Annotated in this window: 22 protein-coding genes; 4 read left to right on the top strand and 18 right to left on the bottom strand. The window is 56.2% G+C overall.

Annotation, left to right across the window (positions count from 1 at the left end; all coding sequences use genetic code 11):
- Positions 1–218: 218 nt before the first annotated feature.
- The 6 genes from RHM59_RS15915 to RHM59_RS15890 all read right to left on the bottom strand — a co-directional run bounded on the left by RHM59_RS15915 (position 219) and on the right by RHM59_RS15890 (position 6,545).
- A complete protein-coding gene (locus tag RHM59_RS15915) occupies positions 219–1,505 on the bottom strand; it encodes an MFS transporter (protein ID WP_322166989.1) in 1,287 nt (428 codons plus the stop codon).
- 200 nt (positions 1,506–1,705) lie between these two features.
- Positions 1,706–2,830 carry a bifunctional DNA-binding transcriptional regulator/O6-methylguanine-DNA methyltransferase Ada gene (ada, locus tag RHM59_RS15910; protein ID WP_322286714.1) on the bottom strand — a complete coding sequence of 375 codons (1,125 nt, stop codon included), beginning with the start codon at positions 2,828–2,830 and terminating at the stop codon, positions 1,706–1,708.
- 295 nt (positions 2,831–3,125) lie between these two features.
- Positions 3,126–3,869: an L-cystine ABC transporter ATP-binding protein TcyN gene (gene tcyN, locus RHM59_RS15905; RefSeq protein ID WP_322224689.1), complete on the bottom strand. Its 744-nt coding sequence runs from the start codon at positions 3,867–3,869 to the stop codon at positions 3,126–3,128.
- 3 nt (positions 3,870–3,872) lie between these two features.
- Positions 3,873–4,541 carry a cystine ABC transporter permease gene (tcyL, locus tag RHM59_RS15900; protein WP_322166993.1) on the bottom strand — a complete coding sequence of 223 codons (669 nt, stop codon included), beginning with the start codon at positions 4,539–4,541 and terminating at the stop codon, positions 3,873–3,875.
- Positions 4,538–5,335, bottom strand: coding sequence for a cystine ABC transporter substrate-binding protein (tcyJ, locus tag RHM59_RS15895; RefSeq protein WP_322166994.1), 798 nt, complete (start codon positions 5,333–5,335; stop codon positions 4,538–4,540). Before tcyJ ends, tcyL begins: the two co-directional genes overlap by 4 nt.
- Before the next feature lie 208 nt (positions 5,336–5,543).
- Positions 5,544–6,545: a D-cysteine desulfhydrase gene (locus RHM59_RS15890; RefSeq protein ID WP_322224687.1), complete on the bottom strand. Its 1,002-nt coding sequence runs from the start codon at positions 6,543–6,545 to the stop codon at positions 5,544–5,546.
- A gap of 368 nt (positions 6,546–6,913) precedes the next feature.
- Between RHM59_RS15890 and epsC the strand changes: the two genes are divergently transcribed.
- Positions 6,914–7,870, top strand: coding sequence for a serine O-acetyltransferase EpsC (gene epsC / locus RHM59_RS15885; RefSeq protein ID WP_416195023.1), 957 nt, complete (start codon positions 6,914–6,916; stop codon positions 7,868–7,870).
- A gap of 139 nt (positions 7,871–8,009) precedes the next feature.
- Positions 8,010–9,047, top strand: coding sequence for an L-glyceraldehyde 3-phosphate reductase (mgrA, locus tag RHM59_RS15880; RefSeq protein WP_322166997.1), 1,038 nt, complete (start codon positions 8,010–8,012; stop codon positions 9,045–9,047).
- Position 9,048: 1 nt separating this feature from the next.
- Here the strand turns inward: mgrA and RHM59_RS15875 are convergent, their stop codons facing one another.
- The 9 genes from RHM59_RS15875 to glnA form a co-directional block, all read right to left on the bottom strand.
- The gene (locus RHM59_RS15875; RefSeq protein ID WP_322166998.1) at positions 9,049–9,246 is read right to left on the bottom strand and encodes a hypothetical protein; all 198 of its coding nucleotides are present in this window, start codon (positions 9,244–9,246) and stop codon (positions 9,049–9,051) included.
- Complete coding sequence (locus tag RHM59_RS15870) at positions 9,243–10,034, bottom strand: hypothetical protein (protein WP_322184432.1); 792 nt, start codon at positions 10,032–10,034, stop codon at positions 9,243–9,245. The genes RHM59_RS15875 and RHM59_RS15870 overlap by 4 nt, the downstream gene beginning before the upstream one ends.
- Positions 10,031–10,369: a hypothetical protein gene (locus tag RHM59_RS15865; protein ID WP_322167000.1), complete on the bottom strand. Its 339-nt coding sequence runs from the start codon at positions 10,367–10,369 to the stop codon at positions 10,031–10,033. Before RHM59_RS15865 ends, RHM59_RS15870 begins: the two co-directional genes overlap by 4 nt.
- A gap of 93 nt (positions 10,370–10,462) precedes the next feature.
- A complete protein-coding gene (gene ntrC / locus RHM59_RS15860) occupies positions 10,463–11,896 on the bottom strand; it encodes a nitrogen regulation protein NR(I) (RefSeq protein ID WP_322167001.1) in 1,434 nt (477 codons plus the stop codon).
- Positions 11,893–12,978 carry a nitrogen regulation protein NR(II) gene (gene glnL / locus RHM59_RS15855; RefSeq protein ID WP_322167002.1) on the bottom strand — a complete coding sequence of 362 codons (1,086 nt, stop codon included), beginning with the start codon at positions 12,976–12,978 and terminating at the stop codon, positions 11,893–11,895. The genes ntrC and glnL overlap by 4 nt, the downstream gene beginning before the upstream one ends.
- A 282-nt stretch (positions 12,979–13,260) precedes the next feature.
- Positions 13,261–13,842: a DUF4124 domain-containing protein gene (locus RHM59_RS15850; RefSeq protein WP_322286713.1), complete on the bottom strand. Its 582-nt coding sequence runs from the start codon at positions 13,840–13,842 to the stop codon at positions 13,261–13,263.
- Positions 13,843–13,933: 91 nt separating this feature from the next.
- Entirely contained in the window at positions 13,934–14,455 is a 522-nt protein-coding gene (locus RHM59_RS15845; RefSeq protein ID WP_322167003.1) for a DUF4124 domain-containing protein, read from the bottom strand.
- A gap of 28 nt (positions 14,456–14,483) precedes the next feature.
- Positions 14,484–14,690, bottom strand: a complete 207-nt coding sequence (locus RHM59_RS15840; protein WP_322224682.1) for a hypothetical protein — start codon at positions 14,688–14,690, stop codon at positions 14,484–14,486.
- A gap of 443 nt (positions 14,691–15,133) precedes the next feature.
- On the bottom strand, positions 15,134–16,540 hold the full coding sequence (gene glnA / locus RHM59_RS15835) for a glutamate--ammonia ligase (protein ID WP_322167005.1): 1,407 nt from the start codon (positions 16,538–16,540) through the stop codon (positions 15,134–15,136).
- Between the two features lie 334 nt (positions 16,541–16,874).
- Between glnA and thiI the strand changes: the two genes are divergently transcribed.
- Together thiI and typA are read left to right on the top strand one after the other, a co-directional pair.
- A complete protein-coding gene (gene thiI, locus RHM59_RS15830; protein ID WP_322167006.1) occupies positions 16,875–18,329 on the top strand; it encodes a tRNA uracil 4-sulfurtransferase ThiI in 1,455 nt (484 codons plus the stop codon).
- Between the two features lie 140 nt (positions 18,330–18,469).
- The gene (typA, locus tag RHM59_RS15825) at positions 18,470–20,290 is read left to right on the top strand and encodes a translational GTPase TypA (RefSeq protein WP_322167007.1); all 1,821 of its coding nucleotides are present in this window, start codon (positions 18,470–18,472) and stop codon (positions 20,288–20,290) included.
- 164 nt (positions 20,291–20,454) lie between these two features.
- On the opposite strand, the gene RHM59_RS15820 is transcribed toward typA, so the two are convergent.
- The 3 genes from RHM59_RS15820 to RHM59_RS15810 form a co-directional block, all read right to left on the bottom strand.
- Positions 20,455–20,889: a YkgJ family cysteine cluster protein gene (locus tag RHM59_RS15820; RefSeq protein ID WP_322167008.1), complete on the bottom strand. Its 435-nt coding sequence runs from the start codon at positions 20,887–20,889 to the stop codon at positions 20,455–20,457.
- Positions 20,890–21,086: 197 nt separating this feature from the next.
- Complete coding sequence (locus tag RHM59_RS15815) at positions 21,087–22,451, bottom strand: DUF3482 domain-containing protein (RefSeq protein ID WP_322184429.1); 1,365 nt, start codon at positions 22,449–22,451, stop codon at positions 21,087–21,089.
- Positions 22,444–23,823, bottom strand: a complete 1,380-nt coding sequence (locus RHM59_RS15810; protein ID WP_322184428.1) for a DUF2868 domain-containing protein — start codon at positions 23,821–23,823, stop codon at positions 22,444–22,446. Before RHM59_RS15810 ends, RHM59_RS15815 begins: the two co-directional genes overlap by 8 nt.
- Position 23,824 lies beyond the last annotated feature (1 nt).

Below are 23,824 nucleotides of genomic sequence, written 5' to 3'. Positions count from 1 at the left end.
ACTCCTTATTACCCGCGGCCGATGAATTTACGCCACGTGATAGTCCTTGTTGATTGAAGTTTAGAGGTAGCGGGGCCTAGCTAAGAGGGATTGGGAATAGGTGTCAAGGAGGGGAATGGCAGAAGAGTCGAGGGGGCAAAGGAATCAGATTGTTCCTACGTCGGCGAGGTTAGAAGACCACTGGAGAGTAGGTGCTGCGTCCTACTTGGCGGCCGCTCTCAGCTTTGAGTGATATCAGGACGTAATGTCGAATCAGGCTTGCGCAGATCGGTGAGGATTCCACGCCGGATGAGCGGCAACAGGCATAGCACGGTGCCGACTCCGCCGAACCATAGGGTCCAATCGATTCCAACGTATTTAATGGTTAGCGAGGTCAATACGCTGCCCAGTGGAATGGCTCCCCAGATCATGAAGCGTTGCACCGAATTCACTCTGCCCAGCAGGGATAACGGCGTGACTGTCTGCCTTAGCGTCAGTGAGGTCGGTCCAAAAACACCTTCGCCCAGACCATGAAGCACACTGGCGGCTATCAAGCCTGCAATTGAACCCGAGGCGCCGAACACGGCAATAAGAAAAAGACCGGAAACAGATGTCGCTGCAGCCATGACCAACGTGCGGGAGATACCGAAGTCATTCATTAATCTTGATGAGATGAGGTTGGCGACAGGAAATCCTGCGGCCGCTGCACCAATCACCAGGCCGATGGCGCTGGGAGAGAGCGCCAGAACGTCCTTACAATAAAGCACCAGACTGGTCTCAATGAAGGTGAGAAACAGAACATACACTGCTCCACACAAAAACACGGGTTCCAGTTTCGGGTGTGAAAAGACAAATTTCAGCCCTGTCTTTATATCCGCCACGATGGATGTCCGCACAGGCACGGACCTGGTTAGATCCAACGCGGTGTCGACATTTCGAATGGCCCCTAGCGTGAGCGCAGACACCAGGAAAGAACCGCCATTAAGGAGGATCGCAATAGGCGGGGCAAATACAGCAATCAAAGGGCCCGCGGCTACAGGTCCTAATGTGCGAGCAACCGATTCGGAAAAAAACAGCTTGGCGTTACCTTTTTGAAGTTCGGACGCTCCCGAATATATTTCCGGCAGGAATGAGGTGTAGGCCACTTGAAAAAAGACGGTCGCGGTCCCTGCAACAAACACCAACGCCATCAGCGCTGGAAATGTCATCAGGCCTTTGATCGACAGTATTGCGATACACGAATACACGAGCATCTGAACCAGATCAGCCACGACCATGGTTTTGCGCTTGGGCAGTCGATCAACCAAGGCGCCTGCTGGAAGTCCGAAAAGCAGAAAGGGAATAAACATCATAAAAGGCAGTAGAACCGCTTGGGCGGCTGAAGCCCCCACCACCTGTACGGCGAGAAGTGGAAGTCCGATAACCAAGAACTGATTACCAAAAAGGCTCATGGACTGGCCGGACCATAACAAGTTGAAATTTTTATGTGCAATGTGCCGCAATGGATCTGTTTTATCAGCGTCCATACTGTGTCTCCTGAATCATGGAAGTTAGCCGCCCATTTAGAGGGGGCGGGGGACATCAACTAGTTATATTGAACTGCGCGGGGCTGCAGCGTTTTTCTTGAGCCGGACTCGTTGTCCGGTAGGCTGGTTCCTGAGAACTAACACCACGTTCGCTAATCCAGTGGATCTGGCAGTGATACCTGACGTTGAATGTCCAGGTTTTACGGGATTATCGAACCCACAACCAATGGCAACTCTTCAGGCGAATCCATTTTTTCTCGCTCAAGCAACTTACGCTTACGCTCGACACCCCACCGGTACCCGGACAATGTTCCGTCGCTGCGCACGACGCGATGGCAAGGAATGGCCACAGCGAGGCTGTTGGCGCCGCAGGCGTTCGCTACCGCCCGTACTGCGCTGGGCATGCCTATCCGGACCGCGATATCGGTGTACGTGGCGGTCGATCCGGCAGGAATATCCCTCAACGCCTGCCACACACGCTCCTGGAAAACAGTGCCGCGAATATCAAGCGGTAGCGCCAGGCCCACAGCCGGCGACTCTACGAAACCCACGACGGTGGAAACCAGTCCTTCAAACTCTGCGTCCCCGCCAATCAGATTGGCATTTGGAAACTGATCCTGAAAACTCTCAACCAGGCTATTGGGATCGTCTCCGAGCAAAATCGCACAGATGCCACGGGCACTTCTGGCTACCAGAATCGACCCAAGTGAGCTTTCACCCAGCGCAAATTTGATGTCGACGTTGGCCCCTCCTGCGCGGTACTCGGTGGGTTTCATGCCGAGAATCTTCTGAGAGGCTTCATAGAAACGGCTGTTGGAGTTGTACCCGGCTTCGTAAAGTGCGCTGGTGATCGTCCCGGACTGGGAGAGCTGGTCCCTGACCCGCGAGCGCACCGAGGCGACGCTATAGGCTTTTGGCGTCAACCCTGTGATTTTTTTGAAGATGCGGTGAAAGTGAAAGGTGCTCATCCCGACCTTTTCGGCCATGTCGCTCAGGTTGGGTACCGAGTCGGACGCGTCTATCATTCTGCAGGTTTCGGCAACTGTGGCTGCGTGCTTGAGCGCTATCGTCTCCTGATTGCTGTCGCGACGCTTGGACGGACGAAAGCCCGCTGCTTCAGCTTCGATTGCGGTGTCAAAAAAAACGACGTTTTCCGGACGCGGCAGCTTGGTCGGGCTACGAGGTCCGCAATAGATACCTGTCGTCAATACGCCATACACGAAGTCGTCGCCAACGTCCGCCTGTCGGTTTATCAGGACGCCCCAGCGCGGATCATCTTCTATCCTTGGAACGCGCTTTGTTGCCGGAACCTTTGTGCTTTCCATGGTTTTGCTCCGTCGTTGATTTTTCTTAATGCCTGTAAATCCATGGTCATTCACACGATGCAGGTGCTCGCTCCAATTTTCAGAGCCCAGTTTTTTCTATTGCCAGTTCGAGCATCTGCCTTTCTTTATCGATTGCATGCGGGCCAACATACCGCGCGCGCAAATCCCCTGCCTCCCGTTTGTTGCTATCAAATTTTATTATGTGAATCACTTTCCGGAATTCCAATGGATGCCGCCCTCACACAAACAAAAACAGCGCCTGAAGGGCGCTGTTTTATTGATCCAAAGCCAACCTTCAATGGCGGCTTCGTTCCAAAAACTGCCGAGTGCGTTCTTCCTTGGGATGGGCGAACAGTGCCTTTGCTTCACCCTGCTCGACGATCACGCCCTTGTCGATAAAGATCACCCGATTAGCAACATCCCGGGCAAAACTCATCTCGTGGGTGACGATCACCATGGTGCGTTTTTCTTCCGCGAGCGCACGGATAGTGGTCAGCACTTCACCGACCAATTCCGGGTCCAGTGCTGAGGTGGGTTCGTCGAACAAAATGACTTCGGGTTCCATGGCCAACGCTCGCGCAATCGCTACCCGTTGCTGCTGTCCACCGGACAAGCGTCGCGGGTATGAATCTTCTTTACCGGCGAGCCCGACCTTGGCCAGTAAAGCCATCCCGAGTTTGGCCGCCTGTTCCCTGGCCATCTTCTTGACCACCAATGGTCCTTCAATGACGTTTTCCAGCGCTGTTCGGTGCGGGAACAGATTGAAGTTCTGAAAGACGAAACCCACGTGTTGTCGTAATTGCCGGATAAGGCCCTGTTGCTGAGTCAACGGCTTGCCGCCATCGATCTTGATATCCCCCACTTGAATGCTGCCGCTGGTGGGTTCTTCGAGAAAGTTAAGGCAACGCAACAGGGTGGTTTTGCCCGATCCGCTGGGGCCGATAATGGCCACCACTTCACCGGCTTCAATGCGCAGGTCGATGCCGTTCAGCACGGTTTGGCCTTTGAATTGTTTGGTCAGTTTTTCAACCACGATCATGCTTCAAGACTCCAGATCATGTCGGTTGACCCTCGCTTCCAGTCGGTTTTGCAGGTGCGCAAGCAGGCTGGCGAGAATCCAGTAGATCAGCGCCGCAGCCAGGTACATGGTGAAAATTTCGAAGGTTCGCGCGGTGATCAACTGCGCCTGCCGAAACAGCTCGGGCACTTGAATGGTGGCCGCCAATGCAGTGTCTTTGACCAGCGAAATGAAACTGTTGCCCAGCGGCGGCAATGCGGTTCGCGCGGCTTGCGGCACAATGGCGCGTCGCATGGCTTGCGCACGGGTCATGCCGATGCTGGCGGCGGCTTCCCATTGCCCACGGTCCACAGCTCCGATGGCGGCTCGCAAAATCTCGCACGCATAAGCGGCCATGTTCAGCGAAAAACCGATCAAAGCAGCCGGAAGCGGGTCAAGCTCAATGCCCAATTGCGGCAAGCCGTAATAGATCACGAACAACTGAACCAGCAACGGCGTGCCGCGAAAGAACGACACGTACACCCGGGCAATACCGCTCACCAGCTTGAGACGCGACAGACGCATCAACGCCAAGCCGAAGCCCAGCAACAAGCCAAAGAACATTCCGCCCAGGCTCAGAATGACGGTGTAATACGCGCCCTTCAGCAAGAAGGGCGCGGAGTCCAGCGCTAGCGTTAGACTCTCTTCAATCATTGGGTCACGTCAGAGCCGAAGTACTTCTGTGACAACTTGGCCAGCGTGCCGTCGGCGCGCAGTTTGTCGATGGCAGCATTGATCGCAGCCACCAACTCAGGCTCACCTTTGCGGATCGCGATACCGGCTTCCTGACGCGAGAACGCTTTGCCGGAAGCTGCCAGTTTATTGTTGGTTTTCTTGACCATTTCCAACGCGGCAAGACGGTCGACGAGAATCACGTCAGTGCGGCCAGCCATTAAGTCTTGAAACTTGGTTGGGTCATCGTCGTAGGTTTTGACTACTGCGCCGGGCACGTTTTCTTTCAGCCATTGCTCGTAGTTCGTACCCAGGCCCACACCGACTTTCTTGCCGGACAGCGATTCAGGCGTCGGGAATTTGTCGGCGTCTTTCTTCTGGGTCAGGGCCTGAATACCGGAGATGGTGTAAGGCTCGGAGAAGTCGTACTTCTTCTTGCGCTCTTCAGAGATGGTTACCTGGTTGATCACGACATCCAGGCGCTTGGATTCCAGCGCCGCGAGGATGCCGTCCCACTTGGTCGGTTGCAGTTTCGCCGTCACGCCCAGCTCCTTGGCCAGTGCTTGGGAAAACTCGACTTCAAAACCGGCGAGCTTGCCGTCTTCAGCGACAAAGCTGAAAGGTGGGTACGTACCTTCAAGGCCGACGTTGATCGTGCCGCTGCTTTTGATTTTTTGCAGCTGATCCCCAGCAACGGCTTGCCCTATCAGGCTGGAACCGAGCACGAGGCTGAACGTAGAAAGAAGAAATGTCCGGCGGATGGCAGCAATATTCATGAAGAGCCCCTTATTGTGTTTTGAATGTCAGGCAAAAATCAGGCCCGACAAAAGTACTGTGACTGTGAAACGTTATCCTGCGATTTCACGCGGCCTTATTCCATCCGTGATCCCTAACGCGAACGCGACTATAAGGCAGTCGTCATATCAGTTTAAATACTAAAAATTACTTTATATATTTCTAAATCGAATAAAAGAGAGGTCTGTGTTACTGATCGGAAAATACGTCTGGGTACGCGAACAGCGCAGGCGCGCCACCGGTGTGCAGGAAGATGATCGGACCCTCATCGAAACGCTGGCGGCCGACGCCGTCAAGCAGGCCCGCCATGGCTTTGCCGGTGTACACCGGATCGAGCAACAGGCCTTCCTGACTGGCGACTAACTTGATGGCAGCCAGTGTTCCCGCATTCGGCGCGCCGTAGCCGGGGGCAAAATATTCGTCCCACAACTCAACCTTGAAGCTGCTTGGCAGATCGATGCCCAGCAGTTCGGCGGTGCGCTCAGCCAAGCCTTGGACTTTCGGCCGTTGTGCGTCGTCGCTGCGGGAAACGGTGACGCCGATCACCGGCAGATTGGGCAGCGTCTCGCTGAGTCCCAATGCCAAGCCACTGTGAGTGCCGGCACTGCCCGAGGCGAGTACCACGGCCGAGAACGTCAGGCCGGTGTCTTTAATTTGATCGGCCAGTTCCAACCCTGCCCGCACATAACCCAAAGCGCCCAACGCGTTGGATCCACCGATAGGGATGCTGTACGGTTTTTTACCGCTGGCCCGCAGGCGTGCCGCAAGGGCATACAACTGGTCGTCGGCGTTGTCCAGGTTATCCACCCGCTCGACCTTGGCATCGAACAGGCTAAGCAGCAGCCGATTGCCATTGCCGAGGTAGTTGGGGTCGTTGGTGGCCAAGGGATTTTCCAGCAACACCACACACCCAAGACCCAGGTGTGCAGCCAGGGCAGCGGTTTGTCGCGCATGGTTAGATTGCAGACCGCCAGCAGTGATCAAGGTGTCCGCGCCTTGTGCCAGCGCATCGGCTGCCAAGTATTCAAGCTTGCGCACCTTGTTGCCGCCCAACGCCAGGGTTGTCGTGTCGTCACGCTTTATGTAAACGTCCCGGCCCACCCATGAGGATAAACGCGCAAGCTTTTCCAGCGCGGTGGGTGCGCCCAGTAATTCAAGACGATTAAAACGAGCGAGCTGTTGTTTGATCATGGTGGTTTGGATGGCCGACGAAGTAAGTCGATGGACTATAGGCAGTCACCCCGGGTGGCCGCAAACATTTGTGTATGCCTGAGATGCCGCATCCTCCAACGCCGCGCTGTCGCGCAGCAAACACGGGGCTACTGTAGGAGCGAACTTGTTCGCGAAACGGCTTACCTGGATCACCGCGTAATGCCCTTCGCCAACAAGTTGGTTCCTACAGACAAACGCGTGTTTACAGTTGAATCGAGATTCCGTCGCCTCTTCGACGCCGGGTTGTCGTACCTATAAATAGAGCGTCCGGTAGAAATTGTTATTTTTTCGTGTCTAAAGTTTGCCGTAAAGTGAGCCCATCCTGGCTTTAAGCCTAAAAAGGAGTGATGAGCGTGAGCGATATTTCAGACGCACCCGCCGACAACCGCGCCGGTAACTGGCAGTTGCAGCAAATCGTTAGTCAATTACGTGAGGCGCGGGACGACTGGCGCCAGCGCAATGGCCGGGTCAGTGGCGAACTGGGCGGTCGCGAGTTGCCGTCCCGAGCCGCCATGCGCGACATTCTTGAAGCGCTGTGCGGCGCATTGTTTCCGATGCGCTTAGGTCCAGTGGACTTACGTGAGGAGAGTGAAGACTTCTACGTCGGTCATACCCTCGACGTCGCCCTTAATGCGTTGCTGGCTCAGGCCCGCCTGGAGCTGCGTTATGTCGCGCGCCAGCGGGGCGAAGACGTCAGTGCCGTTGAACATCATGCGACCCAACTGATTCAAGCCTTCGCTGCCGCGCTTCCAGCCATGCGCATCCTCCTCGACACCGACGTCTTGGCCGCTTACCACGGCGACCCGGCTGCGCGCAGTGTCGATGAAGTGCTGCTGTGCTATCCGGGCATTCTTGCGGTCATTCATCACCGTTTGGCCCATCACCTGTACCGCGCCGGGTTGCCGTTGTTGGCGCGGATCAGTTCCGAAATTGCGCACTCGGCCACCGGTATCGATATTCATCCGGGTGCGCAGATCGGTGGCAGTTTCTTTATCGATCACGGAACAGGTGTGGTCATCGGCGAAACTGCGATCATTGGCGAGCGGGTTCGCATCTATCAAGCCGTAACCCTGGGTGCGAAACGCTTCCCGGCAGATGAAGATGGCCAGCTGCAGAAAGGCCATGCGCGTCACCCGATTGTCGAAGACGACGTGGTGATCTATGCCGGCGCCACGATTTTGGGGCGCATCACCATCGGCAAAGGCTCCACCGTCGGCGGCAACGTCTGGCTGACCCGCAGCGTGCCAGCCGGCTGCAACGTGTCTCAGGCGAACTTGCTACAGAAGGATGATTGCTTGAAGTAACGCCCTTCCCCTGTAGGGGCCAACACGTTGGCTCTACAGGCTCTGAATGTTCGATCAAAGCGCTCGGATAATAAAAAAAGCGGGAACTGTGTCTCCGATTAAGGAGTCGCAACCCCATACACCTACGAGAGAGGATTCGATGACTTATATCGCTGCCGAAAACCGTTATGAAGCCATTCCGTACCGCCGCGTCGGCCGTAGTGGGTTGGTTCTGCCTGCTTTGTCCTTGGGGCTGTGGCACAACTTTGGCGACAGCACGCCGATGGATACCCAGCGCGCATTGCTGCGCACGGCGTTCGATCTGGGTATCAACCACTTCGACCTGGCCAACAATTACGGCCCTCCATATGGCAGCGCCGAAATCAACTTCGGCCGCTTGCTGCGCGAAGATTTCAAGCACTACCGCGACGAGTTGATCATCTCCAGCAAAGCCGGCTGGGACATGTGGCCAGGCCCTTATGGCCAAGGCGGCGGCTCGCGCAAATACGTGCTTGCCAGCCTTGACCAGAGCTTGCAGCGGATGGGGCTGGACTACGTGGATATCTTTTATTCGCACCGCTTCGACCCACTGACCCCGCTGGAAGAAACCGCCAGCGCGTTAGCTACTGCCGTACAGCAGGGCAAAGCGCTCTATATCGGGATCTCGTCCTATTCGGGTGCAAAAACCCGGGAAATGGCGGCGTTGCTCAAAGAGTGGAAAGTGCCGTTGTTGATTCATCAACCGGCGTACAACTTGCTCAACCGTTGGGTTGAACGCGACCTGTTGGACGCCACCGATGACCTCGGCGCGGGCGTAATTGCCTTCACCCCGCTGGCTCAAGGTTTGCTGACTGACAAATACCTTAATGGCATTCCCAAGGATGCGCGGGTGAACAAGCCGGGTGGGGGTTCGTTGCAGGCTTCGCACTTGTCCGAGAGCAACATTGCTCACGTCCGCGCGCTGAATGAAATCGCCAAGCGCCGCGGCCAAAGCCTCGCGCAACTGGCATTGGCCTGGACCCTGCGTGACCCGCGTATTACCTCGGCGCTGATTGGTGCGAGCCGTCCGGAGCAGATCGTTGAAAACGTCGGCGCATTGAAGAACCTGGACTTCACCTCCGAAGAGCTGGCCGAAATCGACAGCTTTGCGGTGGAAGGCGGGATTAACCTGTGGGAAAAGCCGTCGACTGATCAGTGACCTAGGAGTCGGCGAGCGGCTTAGCTGGGTTAACGGGCACCTTATGTTGGAACGGGTAGAAAACTGCTCCCAGCTTCGCTTGCCAGCCGACGGTCATGAATTTTTCGTTCTCTAGTCTTGGGTCGGCTGGCAGCAGGCCGGGACTGATAGCTGGCGCCCACTTTACGGTAAAAAAGGGTGTGCTGTTGATCAGGCTCATCGTGAAATCCCCTGTCTGACAACCGGGTCTGTTGAGGTTTGTGGCGTGACGGGACGTACTCGCGGAATATTCGCTGGGCGCCTTGGGTCGGGCATTGGAGGGTCGGGCGGCGCAACGGTGTGGTAGCCGGAAAACCGGTCTTGATAATCGATGGCTGCCTGGATAATCAGCGCTTCGCTAAATCGAGGGCCCCAGAACGCAGCGTTGATGGGTAATTGCCTCGACAGCCCAGTTTGACCATAGCCAATAGGGAAACTCAGCATTGGCCAGCCATGGAGATTAGGTGCGTCAATCTGTAACCGTCTGACAAGAATCGAGTCGAGTTTGTCGTCGAATCGGCGGCCAACGTGCGCGCCCAGTGGCATGACTAACATAAAGTCCACACCGGCTTCGTCTAGCGCTTTTTGATAAAGCATTTGCTCCTCACGCCTGCGCCGCTCACCCTCGGTACGCATCCCGACGGTCACTCTCTGGGCCCCAATGCCTGTGTTTTGCCAATACATCCCCAGCAGTTCAGTTTGATGATCGGGAAGACTCCCTGCCGCGAACTCGGCGACCGCTCGCCAGTATTCCGTCTCCACTGAGTTGCTATAGGTGACCGCTGTTAGCGGCGTGATTGGATTTACATTGCCCTGATCGTCGACGACCTCTCCCAAGATCTCCGTATTGGAGAAAGGGCATTCGGGTGTTCCAATGTTAAGTCCAGGGAACTCTTTGACGGTCGCTCCAAGATGGGCCTGGGTGCCATTTTTACTTTCCCGGCCCTTTATACCAATCGAGTCTTTCACCCCATTGGAATACCACACAGCGGTGGTGCGAGACCGCGGTCGTCGTTGGGGTTTTGTAACCAGAGATCGGCGTCGCGTGCTTGCGTCAGTGCTTCCAGTCGATCAATACGCACAAATGCGTTGTAACCGCCGTTTGCATCGTAGGTTTCAAAAGGGCCGTTGAACTGATCGATTCGTTGCAAGTAAGCGACTGTAATGTCGTAGGACGTCAGTTCCTTGCTGCGAAACAGCACAGCCATTTCGACGATTTCGTAATCGACGATTCGATCACGCAGGGGGATTGAAGACCGAGGCGGCAGGGCCGCGAGCAGACGGGTGTTTAGTGCTGTATCCATAGCAGCCAGCTCCTTGTCTGACCTCGAATGTTGAGGTCAGATAAGGAGCTAATCACTTTTAAGACGCTGCGTAAACTGTCAGAAATGACAGGTTTAGGCGTCGTCGCCGTCGTCTTCGTCGCCATCGATCTTCATGCCCAACTCCTTGATCTTGCGCGTCAAGGTATTGCGGCCCCAGCCCAATAACACAGCGGCATCCCGGCGGCGGCCGGCGGTGTGCTTGAGGGCGGTTTCGATCATGATGCGTTCAAAGGTTGGCACCGCACTGTCCAGCAGGCTCGACTGACCCCGTGCCAGCGCTTGGTCGGCCCATTGACGCAGCGCGTGTTCCCAGTTGGTGACAGGCGCAGCATCATGGGGCAGGCTCAACAGTTCTGGCGGCAGGTCGCTGACATGGACTTCACGCCCGGACGCCATGACGGTGATCCAGCGGCAGGTGTTTTCCAGCTGACGCACGTTGCCAGGCCATGGCAGGTGCTTGAGATATTCCTCGGTTTCAGCTTTAAGCAGTTTCGGCTCAACCGCCAGTTCCTGCGCAGCGCGGGCCAGAAAATGCTTGGCCAGCGTTGGAATATCTTCGCGGCGATCAGACATCCGCGGGATGTGAATCCGAATCACGTTCAAACGGTGGAACAAATCCTCACGGAATTTACCGGCCTGCACCAAAATTTCCAGATTTTGGTGAGTCGCGGCGATGATTCGTACGTCTACCTTCACCGGCGTGTGCCCGCCAACGCGGTAAAACTCACCGTCTGCCAGTACCCGTAGCAAACGGGTTTGAGTGTCAGCAGGCATGTCGCCGATTTCATCAAGGAACAGTGTGCCGCCGTCCGCTTGTTCGAAGCGGCCGCGCCGCAAGTTCGCTGCACCGGTGAACGCGCCTTTTTCGTGGCCGAACAGCTCGGACTCCATCAAATCCTTGGGAATGGCCGCCATGTTCAACGCAATGAACGGCGACGACGCGCGAGGGCTGTGACGGTGCAATGCGTGGGCAACCAATTCTTTACCGGTACCCGACTCGCCGTTGATCAACACGGTAATGTTGGAGTGGCTTAAACGACCGATGGCGCGAAACACTTCCTGCATCGCGGGCGCTTCGCCAATGATTTCCGGAGTGCGGGTTAGCGCGGGTACCACTTCCATGCCTTGCTGTTCTTGAGCGTGTTGATTGGCGCGCTTGACCAGCGACACAGCCTCATCGACGTCAAACGGCTTAGGCAGGTATTCGAACGCGCCGCCCTGATACGACGCCACGGCGCTGTCCAGGTCTGAATGGGCGGTCATGATGATCACCGGCAAACGCGGGTGCTGTTCTCGAATTCGCGCCAGCAACTCAAGGCCACTGGCCCCCGGCATGCGGATATCGGAAATGATTACGTCGGGTTGCTGACGGGCCAGACGGCTCATGACGCCATCGGCGCTGTCGAAGCTTTGGGTAGTCATGCCTTCTTGTTGCAGCGCTTTTTCCAAAACCCAACGGATGGAACGGTCGTCATCGACGATCCAGACAGTTTCACTACGGCTCATGACGACGCTGCTCCTTGTTCCAGCGGCAGGAAGATCGAGAAAGTGGTGTGGCCAGGATGGCTGTCACACTCAATCAGTCCTTGGTGCTGGCTAATAATGTTCTGGGTAATCGCGAGGCCAAGCCCCGTGCCATCTGGGCGGCCGCTGACCATTGGGTAAAAAATGGTTTCCTGCAGTTCTGCTGGAATGCCAGGGCCGTTATCGATAATTTCGACCTTGGTCACCAGACGATGGCGGACATGGCCGATGGTGAACTGACGCAGCGCTCGCGTACGCAAGCTGATACGGCCCAGACGCAGTTCGTTCTGGCCGCTGATTGCTTGCATCGCGTTGCGAACGATATTGAGCACGGCCTGAATCATTTGCTCACGGTCGATCAACACGTCGGGAATGCTTGGGTCGTAATCACGTACGAGGGTGATGCAACCTTGGCTTTCGGCGTCCACCAAGCTGCACACACGCTCAAGCACTTCATGCACGTTGGTCATGGCCAGTAATGGCAGCTTGTTCGAGCCCAGCATGCGGTCGACCAGATTGCGCAGGCGGTCGGCCTCTTCGATGATGACGTTGGTGTAATCCTTGAGGCTCTCTTCGGGCAGTTCACGTGCCAGCAATTGGGCGGCGCCGCGAATCCCTCCTAGGGGATTTTTAATTTCGTGAGCCAAGCCACGCACCAACATTTTGGTGGTTTCTTGCTTGGACAACTGGGCCTCTTCCTTGGTGATGCGCATTAGGCGATCACGCGGGTGGACCTCCAGCAGCAGCATGGTTGCGCCTTGGTTCAGAATAGGCGTGACAGCGTAATCGACGGTCAGTGTTTGCCCGGTCAGCGCCGTCAACATCGCTTCGCGCTTGGTGAACGGGTGGGCCTGTTCGACAGCCTGACGCAGAGCGTTCAGCGCTTCGACTGACTCGGTGAACAGCTCGCTGATAAATTGTCCGTGGCTGCGCTGACCGCTGATCGCCAGCAGCATTTCGGCTGCGGGATTCATGTACTCAAGCCGCAAGTCGGCGTTGAGCAGAATGGTGGCAGTGGTCAGGTTGTCGAGTAACAGCCGGTGCAGCGCATCACTGATAGTCATAAATCCTCGTTGACCTCTTTTGGCACATTGCAGCCTGCGGCGGGCCGTGTTCAAGCCTCGCCATCATCGGGCAACCTGCTGATACGGTGCTTAGTTCACTGGAAGTTGCAAAAACCAAACCAAGGCTCCGAAAAGAAGCGTTTAATCCGTAAAATCGAGCTTTTTTCGGACAGCGGGTCCTTCGACTGAACAGTTTGGGACTATTTCCGAACCAAAATGGGTAACGAGGCTAGTCGGTACGGGAAGTATTGCACCAATACGGAGCGTCGCCAGTTTTGACGCTCATAAGAACGGCAGGAAGCTGCTCTTTTCTGGGGGCTTGTCCGCGATCGGGCACTCGGGTCTAACCCCGTAGTCGTCCGCTGTGCAGGGCTGTGCCTGGCGTTTTTGCGCGAGGCTGATGCGCAGCATCTGAAATTCCTGGCTTGGTGTACGTTCGAGCATACGCCCGGTTTCATCGAGAATCTCGACAGCCAATGAATGAGTGCCACGATCAATGTTGCTCAGGGGAAATACCGGGCTGCGACCCGCTTCGCCAAAGGGTTTGCCATCCAGGAACAGGCGGTACATGTGCCCCGTTTGCAACTCAGGGTCATTATTGACAGTGACAATCAACTCACCGGCGATATTGCGAATCGTCGCTTCGGGTTCGGGCACCAGAATCCGTAGTAACTGGTAATGGAACAGCGGGCCGGGTTTTACGACTGCAGATTTGGCTTTGGCGGCTGATCGGGGCGCAGAGGTGCCAGTCATGTTGTTGCTGGGAGGAATCGCAACGCGATGAGCGCCGCTGTGGGGTTGGTCCGTAAATACACGGTTTCCCTGAGCGTCGACGTAGGTATAAACGTCGGCGATGGCCGGCATAGCAATCAGCAATAGCGCTCCGATCAAACAGTATGTGTTTGCTCGGCGACAGCGCGGCGTTGCAGGCGCGGTGGCGTGGAGTGGGAGCACTTCAGGGTTTCCCAACATGGACTCGCTGCACCGTCGTCGTGACGGTTGAGCTTTGCTGGATGATCTTGTCACCGCTCACGACACGCACGGCCAAACTGTGTTCGCCGCGTTCCAGGTTCACCACTTGCAGTCGGGGCACATTACTGGCCTGGCCATAACTCATGCCGTCGACGACCATCTGCAACAGATGCCCTGGCTGTAGGCGCGGCTGAATGGCCACGCCAACGCTGAAGGTGCCGTTATTGGCGCGCAACGCTTCGTCGGTGGGCAGGTTGGTCAGTTCCAGCAGACTGTAGGCGCTTGAAGGCTGACTGGGTTGAGATGTCGCAGGGTTAGTGTTTTGTTCAAGCGTCTTTTTGACATTGACGGTATTTAGCGGCGGCAAGTCTACCGTCTGACTGGGTGTGCCGTTGGGCGGCAGATTGCTGTAGGCGGGGTTGCCATTGGCATCGGTGTATTTATAGATCTGCGCAACAGCAGGCAAGGCAACCAACAGCAGCAGAAAAATAAGGCCTCGACGCATGAAGTCTCCGATGACAATGGTGTTTAAGTTACATGGCAGCGTCGATCGAGATTGGCATGCCCGGGGTGCCAGCATAGAACACTATGAGTTCGGTAGGGCGATCACCGCTGCTGCCACGGTGAACAATGTTGTTCATTTCCGGTAAAACCTCTCCTGCGCTCAGTGTCACGGTTTTCCCGCCCTCACGTGCTTCGACGATCAGCTCGCCGGAAACCACATAGCCGGCAGCCGGCATTGGATGCTTATGCCAGTCAAAACTGCTGTGGGGGCCATGGTGACTTTTCGGATGGTCAGCTCAGGCTGGCCGGCTGGGTAGGCAGTGTAGGGCGTGCCGTCCCAGGACGAAGAGGTCTGCAGAAGGATTTTCGAATCAATGGCGGGTTGTGTTTCTGCGTTGGCAGTACCGATCAGGGTCAATAGGCCAAAGGAGAGAGGGGCGAGTTTTATCATGATGTTGTTCTCTGTCTTTCAGGGCGAAATGCTCTGAGTGGCGCGGATTAAACGTCATGAAATAGGCACGATCCAGCGAGGTTGATTTACCGGAAATGTCTGAAATACGGGGATATCAAACGCCTCGGTCGCGGGCTTCATACCGTGGTTGACGATTAATAATTTGCCACAAAAAAGGCCTCCCGAAGGAGGCCTCTTTGTTACGTCAATGCAGCCGACGTGACTGGATTAGCAGCTGTAGTACAGCTCGTATTCCAGTGGGTGTACGAACGTGCGTACTTTGATTTCTTCTTCGCTTTTCAAGCCGATGTAAGCGTCGATGAAGTCGTCGCTGAATACGCCGCCTTTGGTCAAGAACGCACGACCTTTGTCCAACTCTTCCAGGGCTTCTTTCAAGCTACCGCAAACCTGTGGAATCTCTTTCGCTTCTTCAGGCGGCAGGTCATACAGGTTTTTGTCAGCAGCGTCGCCAGGGTGGATCTTGTTCTGGATGCCGTCCAGGCCAGCCATCAACAGTGCAGCGAACGCCAGGTAAGGGTTAGCTGCTGGGTCCGGGAAGCGTGCTTCAATACGGCGAGCTTTAGGGCTGGACACGTAAGGAATACGGATCGAAGCGGAACGGTTACGTGCCGAGTAGGCCAGCATGACCGGTGCTTCGAAACCTGGGACCAGACGCTTGTACGAGTTGGTCGACGGGTTGGTGAAGCCGTTCAGTGCTTTACCGTGCTTGATGATGCCGCCGATGAAGAACAGGGCGGTGTCGGACAGGCCGGCATAACCTTCGCCAGCGAAGGTGTTCTTGCCATCTTTGGCAATGGACAAGTGCACGTGCATGCCTGAACCGTTGTCGCCATAAAGAGGCTTAGGCATGAAGGTAGCGGTACGGCCGTAAGCATCAGCTACGTTGTGTACGCAATATTTCAGGGTCTGAACTTCGTCAGCCTTCTTCACCAACGTGTTGAACTGAACGCCGATTTCGTTTTGGCCAGCAGTCGCCACTTCATGGTGGTGAACTTCGATCACCAGGCCCATCTCTTCCATTGCATTACACATGGAGGTACGGATTTCGTGGTCGTGGTCGAACGGAGGCACTGGGAAGTAGCCGCCTTTCACACCTGGACGGTGGCCTTTGTTGCCGCCTTCGATGTCCTGGTCGGACATCCATGAACCTTGCTCAGAGTAGATCTTGAACATGGAGCCGGAGATGTCAGATTTGAATTTTACGGAGTCGAAGATGAAGAACTCTGGCTCTGGACCGACGAAAACAGTGTCGCCGATACCAGTGGACTTCAGGTATTCCTCTGCACGGTGAGCAATGGCGCGTGGGTCGCGGTCATAGCCTTGCATGGTCGAAGGTTCGATGATGTCGCAAACCAGGATAATGGTTGGGTCTTCAGTGAACGGGTCGAGCACGGCGGTGCTGTCGTCGGGCATCAGGATCATGTCGGACGCTTCGATGCCTTTCCAGCCAGCAATGGAGGAGCCGTCGAACATTTTGCCGATTTCAAAGAAATCTTCATCCAGCGCATCGCGAGCCGGCATGGTCACGTGGTGCTGAATGCCTTTGGTGTCCGTGAAGCGCAGATCAATCCACTTAACGTCTTGATCTTTGATGAGTTGAACCGTCTTCGACATAGTGTCCTCCGGGTGGCTTCGGGCCAGGGTAGTGGTTTTTGACCCTTTGAATTGGGTGATGCCAGGCGCGAATATCGGCCAAGGCAGCCTGCCTCACAAGGGAGCAAATTGCATGCCAGTGCCCCGTGTTGGATTTTTTGCTTGAAACGCAGGCGCTTAGGCTATTAAAGCGGACATTTGAAATATTTGATGCGCCATTATGATGCTCGCTTTTCCAAAGATGGTCTTTTTTGGTGCGCTCAGTGTGGCGCTCAGAATAACTGGTTAAACCTTGAGCAATTTCCGCTATAATTCCGCCCCCACTTTTTCGGCTGGCACATCGCGCGCTGTATACATGAAACTAATCGTAAAAGTCTTCCCAGAGATCACCATCAAAAGCCGGCCGGTGCGTAAGCAATTCATCCGCCAGTTGGCCAAGAACATCCGTACCGTGCTCCGCGACCTGGACCCGGCGCTGGTGGTGGCCGGCGTGTGGGACAATCTTGAGGTTGAGACCAAGGTCAGCGAGCCGAAAGTCTTGCTTGAGATGACTGAGCGCCTGAGTTGCATGCCGGGCATCGCGAATTTTCTGCAGGTCGCAGAATATCCCCTTGGCGACATGGACGACATTCTCGCCAAGTGCAAATTTCACTACGGTGATTCCCTGTCCGGGAAAATATTTTCAGTACGCTGCAAGCGCGCCGGTAAACATACATTCAGCTCCATGGACGTCGAAAAGTACGTCGGCAGCCAGCTTCGCCAACAGTGCGGAGCTGCCGGAATTGACTTGAAAAAACCTGAAATCGAAGTTCGCATGGAAATTCGCGACCAACGGTTATTCGTAATTCACAGTCAGCACAACAGCATCGGCGGTTATCCGTTAGGCGCCCTCGAACAGACCCTGGTGTTGATGTCCGGCGGTTTCGATTCGACGGTGGCGGCCTACCAGATCATGCGCCGTGGGCTCATGAGCCACTTTTGCTTCTTCAATCTCGGCGGCCGCGCCCACGAATTGGGTGTGATGGAAGTCGCCCATTTCCTCTGGAAGAAGTACGGCAGCTCGCAAAGAGTGCTGTTTGTCAGCGTTCCGTTCGAAGAGGTTCTGGGAGAAATTCTCGAGAAAGTCGATAACAGTCATATGGGCGTGGTTTTGAAGCGTATGATGTTGCGCGCTGCGTCTTCAATTGCGGATCGGCTTGAAATCGACGTATTGGTCACTGGTGAAGCGATTTCCCAGGTTGCCAGCCAAACGCTGCCGAACCTGTCACTCATCGATGCTGCGACTGACAAGCTGGTATTGCGCCCGCTGATCGCCAGTCACAAGCAAGACATCATCGATCAGGCTAGCGAGATCGGGACTGCCGATTTCGCCAAGCACATGCCTGAATATTGCGGGGTGATTTCGATCAACCCCAAGACCAACGCCAAGCGCAACCGCGTTGAGTACGAGGAACAACAGTTCGACATGGCTATTCTCGAGCGAGCGCTTGAGCGAGCAAAACTGGTGACAATCGATCGAGTAATCGACGAGTTGAGCCAAAGTGTCGACATAGAAGAAGTCAGTCAGGCGCTGGCCGGTCAGATCGTTATCGACATCCGTCACCCGGATGCTCAGGAAGATCAGCCGCTGGAATTGCCTGGCATTGAGATACAAACACTGCCGTTCTATGCATTGAACAGCCGTTTCAAGGAACTGGATTACACGCGCCAGTACCTGTTGTATTGCGACAAAGGCGTCATGAGTCGCCTGCATGCTCATCATTTGCTCAGTGAGGGGCATGCCAATGTGCGCGTTTATCGACCGAGCTAAGTGCCCGGGGCTGTTTGCCTGTGGCTTGCGTCACCGGCCCCCCGACGCCAGTCGTCTAGCCGTAACGGCTTAGGCCGACTCTACTGTTAATAGCTGCCTACAATAGTCAGCTGACCGAATCCTCTGATCGAGATACACAAGTGATCGAAAATCTACGCAACATCGCCATCATTGCTCACGTTGACCATGGTAAAACCACCCTGGTAGACAAACTCTTGCGTCAATCCGGCACCCTGGAACGCAACGAGCTCAACGACGAGCGCGTGATGGACTCCAACGACCAGGAGAAAGAACGCGGTATTACCATTCTCGCGAAAAACACCGCGATCAACTGGAATGGCTACCACATCAACATCGTAGACACCCCAGGCCACGCCGACTTCGGTGGCGAAGTAGAACGTGTGATGTCGATGGTCGACTCCGTTCTGCTGCTGGTTGATGCTCAAGACGGCCCTATGCCGCAAACCCGTTTCGTGACTAAAAAGGCTTTCGAAGCCGGCCTGCGTCCAATCGTGGTTATCAACAAGGTTGACCGTCCAGGCGCGCGTCCGGACTGGGTTCTGGATCAAATCTTCGACCTGTTCGACAACCTGGGCGCTACCGAAGAGCAGCTGGACTTTAAAGTCATCTACGCCTCTGCCTTGAACGGTATTGCCGGTCTCGACTACAACGAGATGGCTGACGACATGACGCCGTTGTACCAGGCTGTTGTCGATCACGTTCCTGCTCCACAGGTTGACCGTGACGGTCCGTTCCAGATGCAAATCTCGGCACTGGACTACAACAGCTTCCTGGGCGTCATCGGTGTTGGCCGTATCGCTCGTGGTCGCGTCAAGCCGAACACCCAGGTTGTTGCGATCGACGCTGATGGCAAGCGCCGCAACGGCCGTATCCTGAAACTGATGGGTCACCACGGTCTGCACCGCGTTGACGTTGAAGAAGCAGCTGCCGGCGACATCGTCTGCATCAGCGGCTTCGACCAGCTGTTCATCTCCGACACTCTGTGCGACCCACTGAATGTTGAAGCGATGAAGCCGCTGACCGTTGACGAACCTACTGTTTCGATGACCTTCCAGGTAAACGATTCGCCTTTCTGCGGTAAAGAAGGCAAGTTCGTCACCAGCCGTAACATCAAGGAACGTCTGGACAAGGAATTGCTGTTCAACGTTGCTCTGCGCGTTGAAGAAGGCGACTCTGCCGACAAGTTCAAAGTGTCTGGCCGTGGCGAGTTGCACCTCTCGGTACTGATCGAAACCATGCGTCGCGAAGGCTTCGAAATGGGTGTTGGTCGTCCAGAAGTGATCATCCGCATGGTTGACGGCGTTAAGCACGAACCTTACGAAAACGTCACCATCGATCTGCCAGAAGATTCCCAAGGCGCGATCATGGAACAAATCGGTATCCGTAAAGGCGACCTGACCAACATGGTTCCGGATGGCAAGGGCCGTGTTCGCCTTGAATACAACATCCCGGCTCGTGGCTTGATCGGTTTCCGAAACGAATTCCTGACCCTGACTTCAGGCGCCGGCATTCTGACCAGCATCTTCGACCGTTACGACGTGATGAAGTCGGGCGACATGTCCGGCCGTCAGAACGGCGTTCTGGTTTCGGTTGCTACCGGTAAGGCATTGACCTACTCGCTGGAAACTCTTCAAGCGCGTGGCAAGCTGTTCCTGGGTCATGGCGAAGACGTGTACGAAGGCCAAATCGTCGGCATCAACAGCCGCGACAACGACCTGGGCGTTAACCCAACCAAAGGCAAGAAGCTCGACAACATGCGTGCTTCCGGTAAAGACGAAACCATCGCTCTGGTTCCGCCTATCCGTTTCACTCTGGAACAAGCGCTGGAATTCGTTCAAGAAGACGAACTCTGCGAAGTGACTCCAAAGTCGATCCGCCTGCGTAAGAAAATTCTTGGCGAAAGCGAGCGTACCCGCGCTGCCAAGAAAAACGGCAACTGAGTTTAAGTAGCTGTTAAAAAAACGCCCCCGACAGCGATGTCGGGGGCGTTTTTGTTTGTGTGGCGTATGAGCTATTTTTCTGTATGAGCCAACTTGTTGGCGAAGCGCCATAGCTGACAAACCGCATCAGACGCCTCGCCAACAAGTTGGCTCTTACAGGCTGATCAAAAAATATACAGGGTATTATCGACCGGCTTACGCTCAGGGGTTTTTGGCACGTATGCGCAATACCCAGGCCTTGGCCCAATTTTCGGGTGATTGCGGCAGGTATCAGGGCGCTGTTCGTAAATTGTGCACAACCGGCTTTTACGGTCCAGATACAAGCAATCGTTGTTGCTCATGCGCTGCAACGTAAAAATCCCGAGCTTCTGGTTATAGCGCTCGACGATTCCTTCCTTTTGCAGGCGTTTAGCGATGTTCTTCGGTGGATCGCCACGCTCGAACTCATCCACCACACCGATGCGGATCAAGTCCTTGATCTTCACTTCCACCGGCAGCGTACAGCAGCTGGAAATGCAGCCGCCACACATGGTGCTGGAGTATTTAGCCCAGGTATCGATTCGGTCGATTTCTGCGGCGGCGATCAGTGTGGGTTTCATGTGCTTACATTTCCGGGTGTATCGGGCGCGCGATGATACCGGTGGTTGAGGAATTCGCGTAAGCAAAAATTAAATGACCGACTGTCGGTGGTCATCGAAGGGCTGATCAGGCGCTGGCCGCACCTTATCTGTAGGCGCTTGTTGGCGAGGCAGTATGACAGGTGCACCACATAAGGCCTCTCGCGAACAAGTTGGCTCTACAGTAACGCAGCCAGCCCCTCAATGTGCTCCTGCCTCTGCGCTTGGCTCAGCCGCGAATGTGGATTCAGCGACGACCACTGTGGATGCGCCCGTGCCTTTTGCAGTGCATCGGGAAGTTTGCCTTCACGCCAGCTTTTGTCGCTTGGCGCGGCCAGCGTGATGCTTGTCATGGCAGCATGACCGCGCAGGGTCAGCGCTTGCAGCAGTTGCCGCTGGCGCAGGGCGAGCAGCCTCAACACCGCATCGTCAACCGTCAGCTCGCGTTTGCCCTTGAGCTTGCCGATCAGCCGCCCTCCATAGCTGCGAGCCGTTTGCAGGGCACCACCGGCAATCGCACCCGCCAAAGCGGCAGCGCCCAGCGTAATACCGCCCAATAATAAATCGACGCCAGCCCCGGCGGCGGCACCCGCAGCGAGTCCACTGCCGACGCGGACACCCAGCACCTTCAAGGTTTCCGGGTTGAACAAATCGTCGCTCCATCGCCCGTCCAACAGCGGTACATCAATGGCCGTCGCATCGTGCGGGCGAAACGAGTACAGCTTGAGCAGCGCATCGACGCAGCGTTGCTCGCGTTGCCGCACCGCTTTGCGCAAGTCCTCGATAGCAGCCTGTTCCAACCCCGAACCGGTGACGACGCTGCGGCGACAGGCGGCGCAATCTATCAGCAGTTCGGCAATCAGCCTCGTCGCACTGTGCTGACGAGCGCCCCGTTGTGTCTGTTGATCAACGATCAGGCGTTCCAGTTGATCGCGGGAATTTTCCAGCAGCAGCGCCAGGCTTTCATACAACCGGCGCTCGCCATCTTCCGGCGGTGCTACGCTGTCGAACCGCACTAATGCGTGCAAGCCCAGCCGCGCTAGCGCTTCGCGCCACTCGGCTTCGCGGTGTTCAGCGCTGCTGACGAAATTCAGCACCGGCAGCAAGGGTTTGCCACAGCTCGCCAGCACGGCCAATTCATCTCGGTATTTGGCCAGCACCGGTTCACGAGCGTCGATGACGTACAAACCGGCGTCCGACGCCAGCAACTGACGCAGCACCTTGGCTTCTTGCTCGAAGCGCTGTCGGGCTTCGCTGCCCTCAAGGAATCGAGCCAACCGCGCAGGCCCATCAAGGCGCTCACCGGGGCGGTCAAGACGTTCCAGGTAGTCGAGCAGCGCGATGGCGTCTTCGAGTCCCGGCGTGTCGTAAAGCTCCAGCAGCGCCTCGCCGTCCACCGACAAGCGAGCGCCTTCGACGTGTCGAGTGGTGCTCGGGCGGTGCGACACTTCTCCGAAGTCGACATCTCGGGTCAAGGTTCGCAGCAGCGAGGTTTTGCCAACATTGGTGTGACCGACCACCGCGAGCGTGAGCGCTTTAGTCATGGCCAGTCTCCAACCAAATCAGCGGCGAGCTGTTAGCGTAGGTAATGGCGAGGGAGTCCAGCGCCGAATGCCAGTCATCCAGTCGCTCTGCGTCCAGGGTCTGGTCCAACGGCGCCGGCAGCAACCAAACCCTGGTAGCACCGGCACAACGCGCCAGCTCGGCGATTAGCGCCAGGCTGCCACGGTCCGGGGAGCGACGCGGATCGCAGGCGATGCCCAGCCGGGCAGGGGGAAAGCGAGTGAGCTGATCAAGCAGTTTTCGCCGGGATTCGCGGCTGTCTAGAACACCTGCGTTCTTGACTGTCTCGGGCAGCATCGGTGGCCACGGGTGTTGTTCGTCCAGTTCGATGGCGACCAGCAACGCCCCTTCGCTGTCGACGGCCACGGTGTATGACGGCGCGCTCGCCAGATGCTCTGGCGCCGCGTCATTGATACCCAAACGCTCGCTGCTTGGCATCAGCTGTTCGCGCAGATGGGCGTAACCGGGCAGCGTCAGATCAAGACTGAGTGCGGCACGACCGCGATGCCAACGCCACAGGCACATCAGCGCCAGTAACAGGCGTGGGACTATTCCGAATACCAGCAGCACGCCAACCATCCATGCCGCCCACGCTTGACGTGCGCTGTCGATGCTCAAGGCGTTATCGCCACTGGCGCGAATCATCGCTTCGGTCGGGACATTGAAGCCCAGGACCGCTGGGATCGCTCCCAGAAAACGGGTCACGCTGACGAAGGTATCGCTGCCTAGAATGGTGGTTTCCCACACAAAGCCGTAACGCCGAGTCGCCATCAGTAACAATAGGATTCCCAGCGCGCTGAGCAACGCCAGCAGCCACGCACCGTTGACCACCATGCCCAGCGCCCAGCGATTCAAGCGTTGGCGTTGCAGTAACAAAATCAGCGCCGGGGCCAGTTGCGCGGCCTGTGCGTCGCGGGCGAGCTTTTCGCTCAGCCATAACCACAATCGACCAAGGCTGGCGGTGCTTTCCCCCGCGAAGACCATGCCCAGCACCCAACTCAGCAGCAAAATCAGATCAAGTCCAAGCAAACTGCCCAGGGCCCAGAAGACATTGACCGGCGTTTGCCCATTGCCCAGCGCCGCGAACGCCAGGCCGGCGCCGCTGATGACGACGATAACGGCCAATAGCAGCAGCGCCAGTCGCGCGCCTTGTTTCCAGCGATGCAGCGCGCGGACTAAACCATCGCGTTGGGCCAACCACAACGCCCGGTTCTTGATCCGAGTCGTCAAATCTCCCGCCGTGGCGCGGGCGCGGCGATTGGCTTCCATATCCTCCAGCGGCCCGGCGTGTTCTTCGCGCAGGCGCACGGCTTCGGTCAGCCAGAGGTTATCCATAGGGGTTAGAGCAGTCACA

The organism is Pseudomonas sp. MH10 (assembly GCF_034353045.1).
Taxonomy (GTDB): domain Bacteria; phylum Pseudomonadota; class Gammaproteobacteria; order Pseudomonadales; family Pseudomonadaceae; genus Aquipseudomonas.
This window is presented reverse-complemented; position numbering and strand designations above follow the sequence as displayed.